Below are 15,329 nucleotides of genomic sequence, written 5' to 3'. Positions count from 1 at the left end.
CGTCCCTTTTTGACCTCACCTCATTCTTTCTCTATGTATTGTCTTATTCATCATGGTGATGGTCTTCGTCTTCCACCTCATTACTTAATTTGATATTGCGTGCGATATAAGATTCGTTACCTGCGGCATCCGTGCAATAAACCATCAAATGATAATCTCCTGCAGTAGCATTGGCCGGTATTACAATATCGTGATGATGAATATGGGCGGTTTTCTGTCCGGACACATCGTAGGATCTGTTGAAACTAAAATCTACTGTTTCCTGTGCAGCTCTGCTATTACCTCCGTGTGAATGGTGGTCGAAATTACTATGAATTTCAATCTTATAGGATTTCAGCATGACATCATCCGACAAATCCATTTCAAAATGAACCCCATGTTCGTTTCCTATCTCCAAAGCCTGACCTTCTTCCGGTTCGTGAAGTTCAATCAGAGGTTTGGTCGTATCGCTGGAGTCATCATTATCACAAGAGGAAAACATGAAAGTAACTGTTGCCAAAAGGCTAATCATTGGGAGATAAAATTTATTTTTCATTTCAGTAATTTTTTAAATGGAACTTTGATTAATATCTGGAAGTTACGTCCCGGTTCGGGGATTTCAACTTTCCTGTAAAAACTAAGATGATTGTAATATCGGGTATCGAATATATTCCGGGCGGTCAGGGTTATTTCAATCTCATTGTTTCCACCTATCGGAATATTCAATGAACCACCCAGATGAAAGAGATTTGCTCCGGCTGTACGGTCTTCGTTACGGTCCACTCTATTTTGCCGGGCAATGCTCTGCCATTCTGCATACAACATATACCGATTCTTTTGCCAGGTTAATGTATTGCGCATAACAGGAGGTGGCGAGAAACTCAATGGAATATGTTCATCACAATTATAGGTGTAAACGTATTCAGCGGAAATCCGATAATTGAAGTTGCGTAGAAAATCAACATCTACGGTAGCTTCAGTTCCTGCAAATAGCGCTTCTGCTCCGGTATAGCGATAGATTTGTCCGGCATGAGGCAATACAGACCACTCTCCGGTAGGACGCAGAAAGATGTAATTGCTGAACCAACTGACAAATGGAGAGACGGAGAAAGAAATTCCCCGGTACTTCAGATGATAAGAAGCGTCCAGTTGCCAGCCTTGTTCGGACTTTAGGTTTGCATCTCCCTGTTCATGGCGGAAAGTGCCGTGATGTACACCGTTGGCAGCCAACTCATTCGCACCGGGCAGGCGGAAACTACGCCCGATATTCACCTTTACCAGATGTTTGTCGGAGGGAGTCCATACCAATCCCAGAGAAAGAGAATAATCACCGTAGTGCTTATTCACAGAGTGACTGTTCCACTTGTAGAAGTCTATCTGTTCCGGATCATAGCCCTGTTTCCGAAGATAATCGGCAAGGTAAGTATCTTCATGCGAAGAGATATTCATATATCCGTAGTCATATCGCACTCCTCCGCTGACTGAAAACACATTGTTGGGTCTGTATGTCGTAAGCCAAAGCATTCCGGTAGTGGAACGGCGATATTCAGGCAGTAAAAACGAATAGCCGGAAATGTCGTTCCGTTGATGTTGTCCATCCCACCCCAATGTATGTTCCCACGAAGAAGAACCAATAAAACGAGCTTTCACCGAAGCACTGAAAGTGTTCAGATTAAAAGCAAGTTCCTTGTCGGGGTCTTTCTCCGGTGCGGGTTGCGAACCATAGTGAGTATGGAAAGCACTCCACTCTTCACGGTGATTGTTCTGGAAACCTAAATCGCCTGACAAGATCAGTTTCTCCCATGCATATTGCTGGTGGGTGGTCACTTTCAGGTGATTCACTTTACTGAATGGCAATTCAATATTACGGCTGTCTCCATCATCTTCCACACGTGACGCATCGGGTATGCCATGTGCCCCCGGAAAGAATCCCGTCTTTTGATATACATTACTCACAGCATAATTCGCTTTATAGGCTCTTCGTTGATATTGGGTAAAAAGTCCGATATTGCGTTCAATGCCTGCTGTATTCTTGAGTTTACGCCCATATATGGGAATTCTTTGTGTCAGGTAGACAATAGAATCCGTCGGAATACGATAGTCACCGAAATGTTGTTCCGAATAACGAATATGGGAGTACCAGGCATTCTTCCTGATTCCCAGCATCAGTGATCCTCCGATGGTTCCATTGACTGATTTACCCAGCAGTGTGACATCTCCGAATACACGATTATCAGCAGGAACAGCCGACGGAACAACATCAATCACTCCTCCCATTGCATCACTGCCATAGAGCAGTGAAGAGGGTCCTTTCAATACATTGACTGCTCCGATATTGAAAGCATCCAGTTCTAGTCCGTGATCGGCTCCCCATTGTTGTCCTTCCTGTTTGATTCCGTTTTCCAATACAGCAATCCGGTTGAATCCCATTCCGCGAATCATCGGTTTGGAGAAGCCCGAACCAATATCCATTGCCTGTACTCCGGGAATATTCTCCATCGCCTGCATGAAGTTTCCTGTAAAATGTTTGCGCAAAAAATCCTGATCGGCTACATCAACCGTAAGGGCAGACTTTTTCGCTTGACGTTGCTGGTACGTTTCGGTTACCACAACATCAGGCAAAAGCATGCTCTTGATTGAATCGGATTTCTGTGCATGGACGGATAAGGTTACAAATAGCCCTATTACGCCCGAAATAATTCCGATACGCATCAATTACAATCTTTTATTTAATGTGTAAAATGAATGTAAGGATAGATTGAAAGCCAATCTATCTCCATTGAAAATATGAGTATGTAATCATGCGACCGGAGGCCCGCGTAAATGATGCGAATAAGTTCGTTTGCAAACAACCTTATCCTGGTAAATAATCGGCTCGTAGGGCACGAGCGTCAGTGTGTAATGAAATTCTATCGGTTGAGGTTCAGTAAAGAAAGAAAGGGAGTATTGGCAGATCGCACAATCATCAGATGATTGGTGAGAATGCTTTGCATGGGAACACGACTTTTCATCCTCACTTCCATGATAGTGAAAGGTCTTCACTACAAAGAAGGGAATGAATGTCATGAATAACATCCATGCTATATATACCCTTATATTTTTCTTTTGATACATTCTCCCTCTATTGATTAATAGAATAGCGGGACAAATATAACAGTATGAAAAATAATCAGCAAGTTATACATCTTAATATGTGTTATCAGTAATAGAGTTCACCTCCCTTAATGTCCAAATCTCTTCATATTCATAAGCCTCTCCCGGCTTTAGCTTAACCATAGGACTGTTCGGTTCCATTTCCAAAAATTCATCATTTAAATAAATCATGTTAGGAAAACACACCTGCAAATTATTATCATATTTCCCCTGTGGAACATACTTATTTTGTTTGATATACAAATAATCACTGAACTGATAGAAATACATACCGTTTGTAGTATTTATCCCATATTTCTTTTGTTCGTCTCCTCCGGGAAATGCGGTAAAATAATGATTCTCTACATGAATACGTTCCTGCAGATGATGAGAGGGAATTAATGTATCTGCTGACAATGAAATCTCACTAAATCCCAATGGATATTGTGAATTTGGCATCGCTTCACAATAGTAAATCCCACCGGCAGGCAGTAATGTACGTGTCCAGAAACAATATTCAACCTCCCCATTTGAAATATTAGACATTCGCTGTTTAATATGCAGAACCGGCTGGTTCTCTTCCAAAAAGTAAATCCGCTCCACCTGAATACCCATCGCCTGTGAGGGATGGCTGACCAAGCGCAATTTATCTTCCTCAATAAAGGTTTGATAAGGTCCTGCCCAAATTGAATCATGGATATTCTCCGTTCTACGTTCATTACCGATATCAAATCTACCGGCATCAGGACTTCGTCTTGTTCGTATATAGTTCTCTACAGTCCAACCGTTGATAACAGAATCACTCCACAATATATTATCTCCACGACTCTCTAAGCCGAAATATAGAATTTGTCCGCCATACGTCGGATTAACAATTACGGAAACAACCCTGTTAGATAGCTTAAGGCAGTTCTCCCACCCTCTGTAAGAAACTGTATCAACCTCCTGAACCGGACGATGTGAACAGGATAAACAGAGAAAAAACAAAAGAATGAATAGTATATATTTCATAAAAGGCCAACCTCTCTTGATTTATTTAAATTCCTTTGGAGAGGATTTGAGAAGTCCTCTCCAAAGGATCATTTTATACCGGAATAATTTCGACAGAGAATGTAGAAGATATTGTTTTATTAAGCCAGATTACGAGGCTTCCTCCTACTTTATCACTCAAATAGTCACTATCAGACACCAACGTCTTTCCACCAACCTTGACCGTTACATTTCCGCTTCCGGTCCAATTATCAATTCTAAATACAGGATTCTTCACTGCGCCGGTAGGGTTACAAGTAAACTGACAACTTCCTGTACCTGTCGTTTTCATCAAAACCATCTCCCGTTTGGAATACCCTGTTACATCCGGATTATAAGAAACTCCGTTCAGATTCGTCGGGCTTCCCATATACAGCCATCCTCTTGTATACGCATCTATATCAGAAGCCGCATCAGGTTGATTGATACCCAACAGCATCAAATATACTCTATATTTATTTCCATCCGAATTAATCTGATAAGCAGTATTCCAGGAAACGTCCCCTTTAGCCTCCACGCCAATCAATGAAGAATGAGAGACCTGTGACGGCCAGGTAGCCGTTGACTTATCATAATCCCCATAACGGGCATTTAAATAGGGTTGTTTATCTACCGGCCAATGAGACATCTGATAATTTATATCATGCCAGGTCAAGTCATTCTCAATCGGCAACGGAGAGACTTCCGGACGTTCAGGAGTATAAGAGAAAACAGAAAAAGCATCAGGAGCATTATTTAAATGAGCAGTATAGATTTGCTCTTTCCAGTTTTTCACATTCTGGTTGACTTCATCAAATGGTTTAGCCGGATAAAGATCATACCGGTTGCCTGAAAGATTAGAAATACTAAAAGCCGGTTGTTTCACATGATCTGACGGAATGGATGAACTGCCGGAAATAACCATGGGCTCACTCAACTCATGATAGCGATAATAAGCCTGTCCCGCCTGTTTCTGAATATACTCGATGCGTCTCACGCCTACTCCGTCAGCATAGAAAGTATAATACTCGTCTACTTCCGGATATATCCCGTCAGGATAAGGAGCCTTATAATCCGGATTTACCAACGCATAATGGTACTTAACCACTTTCCTTACTTTATTATTCTCTATGATATCCACTTTCGCATGCGCCAACAAACGATCCGACATTGGCTCGAAGCATCCTTTACTCAAATCCGACCATGTTTCAGCAAACTCATAACAATAAAGCAATTCGTTATTCATGTGCCAAACAGGTACAAAGTTTGCCTCCGACCAGAAAACAAATTGTCTGTTTTGTGCAGCAGCCGGGCAATGTTTCGGATTGAAACTGATTACCGTCGCATCCCCCGGAAAGCCAGCCCATGTAAAATTACGCTGTTTTACATCAAATTCCGGAGAGGACTCCACGACATCTTCAGCCGAAAACTCTTCAAAACGAATATCTGAAAAGTTCACTTCTGTCGAGTTTTCATTACCATTCCTGACTATCGGACAAATAAAATAGTTCTGTCCCTGTCCTCCCCAATCTTTCGATTGAGCAAGTTCAATCCAGTTCTCATGAAATTTCCCATCAATTTCTTTTCCAACACTCACATAAAAATGAAAGAAACCGGATATCTTATTCCTGATGATACGTGCCTTACCTGTAGAAGCTGTAAAAGGAACAGAAAAATAGCTATTATTGAGAGGTATGGAATAACGGAAAGAATAATCGTTTTTATTTATCTTCTTCGTATTATCCAAAACGTTATCTATTCCGTCCTGACGATCCAATACCCGTACGGTCGACACACCGGATTCTGTACACACACTCACCGAAGTATAATTATTGAAATCCGGTTTCCCGTTCTTCTCCCGGACAATAGCCAAGCCAAAGTTAGTTGTTTTATCAGCTGTTACCTCCGCAATAAAATGTCCCTGCGCAATCTGTGGCAGACAAACACCATAAGTAGAATTCTTCCCGTTTAACCCTATTTTTACAGAGGAACCGGAAACATCAAAACGACCATTAGCCCCTATCGTTAAAGCGATAGGCTGATACTCCGTAACCACAGGAGGAGCCGGTTTTTCTTCTGGATTAACCGGCATATAGGGATCATCCAAAGTGCAAGCTATCAGGCTGGAAAGCAGACAAGCTGCCAATATATTATTCATTATCTTCTTCATTTTTATTATGTATTAATAGGTCCGATTGAGATATACATTTCACAATCAATTGACTTGATTTACCGAGAGATATTTCAATTGCTTCTCAAAAGCCGCCGCTGAAAGATGAGTCTTCACCTGAACCACTTCCTCTTTTCCCGGTATCAGCGTTACGTAATTCTGCTCAAAGAAACTTTCATCGTCATCTACATAAAGATAAAGCCCTCTAATCAGTGCAGAAGAACGAAGCCGTAAATTGACTCCTTCATTGGTCTTCTCCACCGTTATAATAGGAGCCACCTTTGAATAAGTATACTGATTGGAGTAGACCGGATAATGGATGTTCGAAGAAACTGTTTTACCATTTTCATTCAACGTCACATAAATGAAAACTTCGTTCTCTTTCTTACCTCCATAAAGTTCCGTAGTTGTTATCGAAGCCACATCTTCACACCCATTAGCACCCAAATCAAATGAAACTTTCTTTGAGAACACCGTCTGTCCCTCCAAAGTCAGAGTCGTTATCTCCAACTCTCCTTTCATCTTTTGCAAACGATCGGAAATGGCCTTGAATACGACTTGTTTTCCGGAAGCATAAGGAGAAACCAATACCTCGTCATATGCATCGCGAGCATAATACTGTAAAGCCTTCCATCTGCCACAATAATCAATACTTGACCACGAAGCTACCGGCCAACAATCATTAATCTGCCAATAAAGTGTTCCCATACAGTAGGGTTTTGCACGACGATGAGCTTCAATTCCAATCTTCACCGCCTCCGCCTGCAAATACTGGCTCATATAAACAAATGCACTAAAATCATCGGGAACTTTAAAATATTTCTCCATATACATCTTCATCATATTATTCCCGAAATTCGGATCACGAGTCTGGTCATTGCGGGCACGCTGATGAGACAACATAACTTCCGAATCCAAACGCAAATCATGTTCACTTGCAAAACGACGGATGGTGCGCATCTCCGGATAAGACTGAAAACCATACTCACTCATAAAGCGACCTATGTTTTTAGCTTCCGTGTACTCTTCAAGCCATCCTCCTTTCCAGACAGACCAGAAGTGTACATCTCCCATATTATAATCTATATTATTATAGCCGGTCACAGGAGATGTCGGGTGATAATACCTCGTTTCATCCACAGCCTGTATCGCTTCCGGAATTACGTCATAAAAGAGTTTATGCAGATTACTCTGATAAATTCTGTCTTCTTCGGGCGTATAACGATCTTTCCATCCCCATCCGAAATATGAAATCTCATTTTCATTGTTTCCGTTCCAGAGTGCAATGCAAGGATGATTACGCAAGCGTTTCACATTATCCTTCACTTCCTCGGCCACGCTATTCAAATAATGCTCGTCAGCGGGGAACATGCCACAGGCAAACATCATATCCTGCCAAACAAGAATACCGTATTTGTCACACATTTCATAAAACGCATCCATCTCATAAATACCTCCGCCCCAAATACGCAACATATTCATATTCACATCAGCTGCCGACTTGATGATATATTCGTACCAACTTTCAGGCACCCTGTTCGGAAAATTATCCAAAGGAATATAATTGGCTCCTTTCATAAAGACCGCTTTTCCATTCAGCTTCACAAACATTGACTGCCCCTGTTCATCTTTTTCACGAACTATTTCCAATGTACGGATACCCGTCTTTACACGGTCTGTCACCTTACGTCCTTCTTTATCCAATACAATATCGAAATCATACATCCGGGGATTGCCTAATCCGTTAGTCCACCATAATTCAGGATTCTTCACTTCGAAGTCTACCCGTACCGTGTTCATCCCTTTAGTTAATGCTACTTGTTTACGAACAGCCTCTTTCTTATCATATTCCACTGTAAACGTTGCCTTCGTATCCTCATCACTCATCACCGTACAAACAGCCTCCATCTTCGCTTTTCCCGACTCCAGTTTCCGGGTAATAATTTGAGTTCCATCGATATGGATATCATCCCAGTATTCCAGATAAACATCTCTCCAGATACCGGTAGTAATCAAACGAGGGCCCCAGTCCCATCCATAATTATATCCGGCTTTGCGGGCATAAAGGCTTAACATAATATCCGACTGATCATTATTAGGCCATGCCTGCAACTGGAAAGGAGACGCCAGGTACTTAGGCATATCCACCTTAAATATAGAATGGAAATAGATGCGGATAGTATTCTCCCCTTTCTTCAAATAAGGAAGAGGATTCAAAGTCCATGTACGAAACATATTGTCACACTTCATCACCAGATAATCATTGATATAAATATCGGCATACGTATCAAGTCCGGCAAAAACTAGCTGTACATTGGGCGCTTGAAGCAGAGCCTCATCTACTATGAAAGTCTTTTTATATTCCCAATCCTTTTCTCCAATCCATTGCAGGGATTTCTCATTTACTCCGTAAAACGGGTCCTTTATCATACGATTATTCATCAAATCGGTATGTACGGCTCCGGGCACTTGTGCCGGGAGCCAACTTTGAGATATAGATTGCTTGAACTGCCATTCATCATTCAGACTGATCCGGCTTTTGTTTTTCGCCGTAACAGGTATCAAACAGGTAAATAACATAAGCAATAATATATATTGAATCTTTTTATGCATAATACAAATTAGTTTAATGATAAGTGATTACTCAATCCAGGTCACTCTCTACCAGAATAGTACTCCGGAAATGAGTTGTATTTCCCGATTTCGGAACAATAAATGTAATCTTGGCAACCGCTGATTTATAACTCGTATCATCGCCCAACGAAGGTGATATATTATAATTTCCCGGTTTACCGCTTTCTTCTACGGCTTTAAAGTTGTCATCTTCAAACGTTATATTCGGACAAGAGAACTCACCTCCCCAGTCTTTCTGATTATAGAATTTGAATTGAACCCATTTACTGACAATGACAGTCTGTGAATAGACAGTTTGGGTAGCATCTTCCGATATTTTACGGAAAATAACTGCATTATTAAAATCCCAATCCGGATTATAGTTCCACAATTCCGGGCGACCGATTCCCCAACCATTCACAAACAAAACTTCCGGATAGGAAACATTAGTAGTTAACGGATTTTCCGCACTCTCTACAAAAACAAAGTTGAACATCGTATTCATATATAACGTCACATTACCTGTCTGCCCGATATACATCAACTTATCTCCTTCCAGTTTAAAGAAATCCGGATCAAACTTCAACACATTGAGATCAATCAATTCTGTCCTCACTTCTTCACCGTTTGTCAAAGAAACATTCTGGGCACGAAGTGTATTGCTTACAAAATCATTATCCGACGCATTCTTCTTATATAGCATGAAGACAACATCATTTACTGTCATTTCCTTTTTCAGAGGTGAAATCTCAAAAGAAAAAGCATCGAATACCACCTCTCTCACTTTCTCTTCCGTACTCTGTGAATCACAAAGGGAAACCGGACGCGACGAAGCCAACTCGCAAGTATTCGTACTGGCATCAAATCCCCATACCATTCCTTTCTTTTCCGGCTCGCTATATATAAACACATTTGTATTATTCGGCAAGTCTACAGTAGCCTTATATAAATAAGGAGTTAACGGATTACTTTCATCCCTTTGCAGCACAATTTCTTCCCCTGTTTCACCAACCACTACATATAATTGTGCAAAATCCGGCCTTTCCAATGGAATCTCGTAAGATTGTTCTGCTGTTTTCACATTTTTATTTGTAGCCACAACCTCCAGAGAAGCAAGTTGCTCGCCACACAAACGTCCAAACGGCACTTCGATTTCCTCTTCCACTTTCAACGTCTTTTGATTATTTCCCGGAAGAGTTTTGGAATAAAGCACCGCCTGATTGGCAACCAAGCGTATTTCTACGTGCGACAAAGCATCTGCATCCGTCACCTCCACATTCAATTTTACCGACCCACCATATTGCAACTGTTCCTGATTCAAGGACAATTTTCCAATGACAGGTGCTTCGGCAGACGGATCGAAAAACATTTCATCCTGATTCTGGCAAGAAACAGCCAGTAGCCCGATAAATATATAGAATGAAACAAGCTTATATAAATTCGTTTTCATATTTCTTCATTTAAAGATTAATAAAGGAAGAGGATTAATTATACCCCGGATTTTGAGTTAGGTTCGGATTACGATCCCTTTCCTCCTGCGGAATAGGCATCAGCAACATGTGTGCGGGGAATTTACCCGTAACAGTCGTTTGTTCTCCATCCACAATTTCCGACCACGTCAGACTTGACAGGGTGCTTTGAGCAATACCATAACGTTTCAAATCAAAGAATCGCTCTCCTTCGTAAGCCAGTTCCAAGCGTCTTTCTTTCAAAAGAAGCCGGGTCAGCTCTTCTCTTGAACTGGCATTCAATTCCTGAAGTCCGACACGGGTACGAATCTTTTGCAGATTAGGTTCCGCTATTGCAGTTGCCGGACCGGACAAAGCATTGACTGCTTCTGCATGCAACAGAACAATATCAGCCAGACGGAAAATATAGATCAAGTCTCCGCAATCCCATCCTACCCGGTTCTTAGCCCTGCACTTGTAAGGGAAAGGCAATGTACGGGTTTCCCATTGTCCATTCTTCAGTTGCGCATAATACTGGTCGAACCAAATATTGTTAATATCCTCAAAGATGACCGTAGAGTTTTTACGAACCTGATCTCCTTCATCATCAAAAGCTTTCAGCAAACTTTGGGAAGGTGTCAGATATTTACGCCAATTCTGCTCTGTCATGGAAGGAGGCAATAGAAGAACAGGTACGTAATTATTTTCCGTACTGTTGGCGATATACTGTACAGCCAGAATTGTCTCACTATTATTACGATGTTCATCGTCAAACAGATGGTCATACGTATCCACCAATCGGTATACCGGCGAATTCATCACTGCTTCCGAATAGGTCTTCACCTTATCCCATTCCACATTGCCGGGTGCACCTTTCGTTGCATACACTTTTGCAAACAAAGCGTTAACCGCCCCTTTACTGGCAAATCCTCTGGTTTCAGCTTCCGTAGCACGCTTGTCCGGTAAACGGGTCAACGCAAATCCCAAATCTTCAATGATACGTGCATAAACTTCCTCTTCCGAATCGGCACGAAGCACTTGCACATCAGCCGGAGCAGTGCTTCCCGTAGTAGTCACAACAGGCACACATCCCCAGGTCTTTACTAAATTAAAATAATGCAACGCCCGCAAGAAAGAAGCTTCTCCAAGCATTTCTTCACGTTTACTCACTCCGGTAAAAGCTTCCGCGTCCAACAACGGATCATTAATTTGAGGTATATATTTCAAAGCTACGTTACAACGCATAATACTTCCGTAAAGCGACTTCCATGATTTCATAACAACCGCATTACGGGGAGTCAGGTCGCGTAAGAACACATTATTGATATCCACATCATCACCACCACTGTATGCATTATCCGCAAAACAGTCTGCAAGAATCATATAATACCACATATAATATTCTTCATGCCCCTTCTGTATTCCGTCATAGCAACTGATAATCAGTGCTTCCGCATCTTTTATGGAAGTAAAAGCATTGGCTTCGGTCAGTTCTCCCTGCGGTGTTTCTGTCAGGAAACTATCACAGGAGGTCAGCCCTACATTGAGCAGCAAAGCTGCGGATATAAATATAGAATATATCTGTTTCATGTCTTTTTTAGATTTAATGAGTTGAACAATGCTCAAAATACAATAGTAGCTCCCAGAATATAAGTTCTTGCATGGGGGAAGACACCCTGGTCGATTCCCATAGCCGAAGAACTGCCTCCACCGATATTCACTTCCGGGTCATAACCTCTGTAATTGGTAAAAGTCACCAGGTTATCCCCTGATATATAGACCGTCACTCTGTCCATCAAAGCCTTCCGTGTCAGCGGACGCGGCAAAGTATATGACAGTTTCACATTTTTCAGTTTAAAGTAAGAACCGTCTTCTACAAAACGGGAAGAAATAGCCGGGTATTTATCTTTCTCCGCACGGGGCACAGTAGTGTAGTCTCCCGGATTACGCCAACGCATCAGGACACGGTCGGACTGGTTGCGGGAGTCGAACATTCCTTCGGTAAACATACGGGTGGCATTATAAATATCATTCCCGTATGAACCCTGAAAGAAGAAAGACAGGTCAAAATTCTTATATGAAAAGACATTGTTGATGCCATACAAAAATTTCGGCTGTGCACAACCCAAGATCCGGCGGTCTTCATCTGCGCTCAAATCTTCTTCATACACTAACATTCCGTTAGCCTTTTCGTACATCATACGTCCGTTTTGCGGGTTTACTCCTGCTGCCTGAAAACCATAAAAAGAACCTAAAGCCTGTCCTTTCTGAATGATAGACACATTTCCGGAGATTTTCTTATCAAGTGATCCGGTAAAGATAGCAGGACTTCCTGCCATATCTGTCACCTCATTCTTATTAGTGGAGATATTAAAATCTGTTGTCCATTTTAGTTCTCCGGTCAGATTACGCGTGGTCAGTTGGAACTCCAATCCTTTATTTACCACGCTACCTACATTTTGCATACCCGAATCGAATCCGGAAGTTTGAGGCAGCTTTACCATTAACAGCAAATCGGTTGTTTTCTTATAGTATGCATCGGCAGTCAACGTCATTCTTCCATTAAGGAAAGAGAAGTCGAGTCCCACATTGGTCTGGGTAGTTCTCTCCCAACGCAACTTATCATTCCCTATCTGGCTCTGATAATATCCTGGTAAAATAACGCCATCCATATTATAATTGGCTCCGATTCCATAAATCCCATAAGAACTATAATAACCCACCTGGTCATTACCAACCTGTCCCCAGCCGACACGCAGTTTCAAATCACTCAACCAATCCAATGGTTTCATAAATTCCTCCCCAGTCAGTCTCCATCCCAAAGAGAAAGAAGGGAAATACCCCCAACGGTTGTTCACGCCAAACTTGGAAGAACCGTCAGCACGGAAATTGACAGTGGCGAGGTACTTATTCTGGTAGTCATAGGTCACTCTCCCCAATACAGAAGCATTGGTAGATGCACCATAATCTTCACTTGGCTTGTTTAATACAGTTCCGGCGTTCATAGAATGTATTTTATTATCAGAGAATCCACGTATAGAACTGTTTGCCGATTCTCCCACATAGCGGGAAGCCACAAACCCCGCCAAAGCCGAGAAACTGTGATCTCCTATCTTCTTAGTATAAGTCAGAATTTCTTCGTTGATCCATTTGTAATTTAACGAAGTGTTATAACTCGCTTGTCCCTGCTGGTTACGTCCCCAAGCTGAACTGAACGGGTCCAGAAATTCTTTGTACCGGGAAGCACCCATTTCGATGCCCATGCTTGTTTTTAACTTCAGATCCGGAGTAAAAGAAATCTCCGCATAGAGGTTACCCAACAATTTATGATATACATAATCACGAGTATATGACTCTACCGCACTTAAAGGATTCTCCAAAGAAGACAAAAACGGTAGCGTAGGAAATGTTCCGTCCGCATTATATTTACCTACCACAGATGGAGTGGTGATGGCTTGCAGAATAACGGTCTCGGAATTTCCATCCGAAACATCGACATCATTGATCTTACTGTAACTTAGGTTCGTTCCGATCTTTACCCATTTTTTCAATTCCTGTTCCAGATTGATCTTAAAATTCATACGTTCAAATGAAGATGGTTTTACAATACCATCCTGTTTGATAAATCCGGCTGAAATGTAATAAAGGGATTTTTCGTTTCCACCGGAAATGGATAACTGATAATTCTGCATGGCCGCATTGCGAAACATTTCATCCTGCCAGTCGATATTGGCATTATACACGGAGGTATCCATGGCCGGATACCCCAAATCGGAAAGTAAATCCTGATATTCATCTTTATTCAAAACATCTATTCTCTTGGCACGTTCCGAAAAACCATAGTAGGCATTCAACTCAATTTGCGCTTCACCTTTCCGGCCTCTTTTGGTGGTAATCAGTACTACCCCATTCGCACCTGCATTTCCGTAGATTGCAGCAGAAGAAGCGTCTTTCAATACCGTAATACTTTCTATTTCGGAAGGGTTGATCGTTTTTGTGTCACTGGTCGGCACTCCATCCACCACATACAAAGGTTCGTTTCCTGCATTGATAGACGTAGCTCCCCGGACACGGATAGAGAAACCCTCATTCGGCTTTCCCGAAGGGGTGATAACTTGTACTCCCGCAGAACGTCCGGCAAGTGCCGACCCGAAATCATTCACGGGAATATTTTCTATATCTTTTGCCAGAACAGTGGATACAGCTCCCGTTATATCTTTCTTCTTCTGTACGCTATAGCCTACTACAACCACTTCATCCAGTTTTTTCACATCTTCCTCTAAAGTTACATTCAGCATCCGGTTGTCTCCGATTCTTTTTTCCTGGGACAGATAACCGAGAAAAGAGTATTGAAGTACTTGATTAGGATGATCGATTTTGATTTCGTACTTACCATCCATATTGGTCACCACTCCATTATTACTTCCTTTCACCATCACACTGACACCTATCATCGGTTCGCCGGAACTATCCGTAACTTGTCCTGTCACGTTTCTGGTAGTAGCCCCCTGTGTAGATTCTGCGTCTTTCTGCCTGACATTCTTGGAGATACGGACAGTTTTGTTATTGATATCGAAAGAGACATCCTGCCCCCGAAACAGATTATTCAGTACATCTTCGATCTTTTGTTGTTTGGCGTCTATTGAAACTTTTCTTTTTGTATCAATATCCGGTGTTCGAAGAACAAACGTGTAATTGTATCGCTTATTGATTGTTTCCAACGCCTCACCAATTGTCTTATTTTTGAGACTAAGCGTGATAAGTTCTCCATTATTCTGCGCCAATACCGGATTCGTCCAGATAAATAGCGCCAATAGAATTGGTAAAAGATTGCTAAATAGCTCTCTAAAATGAGCCGGTTTTTCATGATATTTCATACCTTTGGCAATGATCTAAGTTAATAATTAATTTTGTTAACTGATTTCCAAAACGGGAAAGTGTCGCAACCACTTTCTCGTTTATTTTTTTATTTGTTTATC

At 41.7% G+C, this 15,329-nt stretch carries 9 protein-coding genes; all 9 read right to left on the bottom strand.

Features of this window, described 5'->3' with window-relative positions; genetic code table 11:
• Positions 1-43: 43 nt before the first annotated feature.
• The 9 genes from DWZ47_RS11805 to DWZ47_RS11765 all read right to left on the bottom strand — a co-directional run bounded on the left by DWZ47_RS11805 (position 44) and on the right by DWZ47_RS11765 (position 15,227).
• Positions 44-535 (bottom strand): DUF4625 domain-containing protein, encoded by a 492-nt coding sequence (locus DWZ47_RS11805; RefSeq protein WP_004309723.1) that lies wholly within the window; start codon positions 533-535, stop codon positions 44-46.
• A complete protein-coding gene (locus DWZ47_RS11800; protein ID WP_004304076.1) occupies positions 532-2,691 on the bottom strand; it encodes a TonB-dependent receptor in 2,160 nt (719 codons plus the stop codon). Before DWZ47_RS11800 ends, DWZ47_RS11805 begins: the two co-directional genes overlap by 4 nt.
• Before the next feature lie 87 nt (positions 2,692-2,778).
• Complete coding sequence (locus DWZ47_RS31305) at positions 2,779-3,093, bottom strand: hypothetical protein (protein WP_032851995.1); 315 nt, start codon at positions 3,091-3,093, stop codon at positions 2,779-2,781.
• A 72-nt stretch (positions 3,094-3,165) separates the two neighbouring features.
• Positions 3,166-4,122: a hypothetical protein gene (locus tag DWZ47_RS11790; protein ID WP_004304079.1), complete on the bottom strand. Its 957-nt coding sequence runs from the start codon at positions 4,120-4,122 to the stop codon at positions 3,166-3,168.
• 73 nt (positions 4,123-4,195) lie between these two features.
• Positions 4,196-6,289 (bottom strand): hypothetical protein, encoded by a 2,094-nt coding sequence (locus tag DWZ47_RS11785; RefSeq protein ID WP_229065798.1) that lies wholly within the window; start codon positions 6,287-6,289, stop codon positions 4,196-4,198.
• A gap of 45 nt (positions 6,290-6,334) precedes the next feature.
• On the bottom strand, positions 6,335-8,902 hold the full coding sequence (locus DWZ47_RS11780; protein ID WP_117513237.1) for a beta-mannosidase: 2,568 nt from the start codon (positions 8,900-8,902) through the stop codon (positions 6,335-6,337).
• A gap of 31 nt (positions 8,903-8,933) precedes the next feature.
• On the bottom strand, positions 8,934-10,352 hold the full coding sequence (locus DWZ47_RS11775; protein ID WP_117513235.1) for a DUF5121 domain-containing protein: 1,419 nt from the start codon (positions 10,350-10,352) through the stop codon (positions 8,934-8,936).
• A gap of 34 nt (positions 10,353-10,386) precedes the next feature.
• Positions 10,387-11,940: a RagB/SusD family nutrient uptake outer membrane protein gene (locus tag DWZ47_RS11770; RefSeq protein WP_117513233.1), complete on the bottom strand. Its 1,554-nt coding sequence runs from the start codon at positions 11,938-11,940 to the stop codon at positions 10,387-10,389.
• Positions 11,941-11,972: 32 nt separating this feature from the next.
• Entirely contained in the window at positions 11,973-15,227 is a 3,255-nt protein-coding gene (locus tag DWZ47_RS11765; protein WP_117513231.1) for a TonB-dependent receptor, read from the bottom strand.
• Between the last annotated feature and the right edge of the window lie 102 nt (positions 15,228-15,329).

Origin of the sequence: Bacteroides sp. AF32-8BH, assembly GCF_003435205.1 — a bacterium.
GTDB lineage: Bacteria > Bacteroidota > Bacteroidia > Bacteroidales > Bacteroidaceae > Bacteroides > Bacteroides ovatus.
The sequence above is the reverse complement of the archived record's forward strand: the minus strand, read 5'-3'. Positions and strand labels throughout refer to the sequence as shown.

Coding starts and splice junctions, on each gene's coding strand:
- DWZ47_RS11805 (WP_004309723.1), bottom strand. CDS start 535: ATGAAAAATAAATTTTATCTCCCAATGATTAGCCTTTTGGCAACAGTT.
- DWZ47_RS11800 (WP_004304076.1), bottom strand. CDS start 2,691: ATGCGTATCGGAATTATTTCGGGCGTAATAGGGCTATTTGTAACCTTA.
- DWZ47_RS31305 (WP_032851995.1), bottom strand. CDS start 3,093: ATGTATCAAAAGAAAAATATAAGGGTATATATAGCATGGATGTTATTC.
- DWZ47_RS11790 (WP_004304079.1), bottom strand. CDS start 4,122: ATGAAATATATACTATTCATTCTTTTGTTTTTTCTCTGTTTATCCTGT.
- DWZ47_RS11785 (WP_229065798.1), bottom strand. CDS start 6,289: ATGAAGAAGATAATGAATAATATATTGGCAGCTTGTCTGCTTTCCAGC.
- DWZ47_RS11780 (WP_117513237.1), bottom strand. CDS start 8,902: ATGCATAAAAAGATTCAATATATATTATTGCTTATGTTATTTACCTGT.
- DWZ47_RS11775 (WP_117513235.1), bottom strand. CDS start 10,352: ATGAAAACGAATTTATATAAGCTTGTTTCATTCTATATATTTATCGGG.
- DWZ47_RS11770 (WP_117513233.1), bottom strand. CDS start 11,940: ATGAAACAGATATATTCTATATTTATATCCGCAGCTTTGCTGCTCAAT.
- DWZ47_RS11765 (WP_117513231.1), bottom strand. CDS start 15,227: ATGAAATATCATGAAAAACCGGCTCATTTTAGAGAGCTATTTAGCAAT.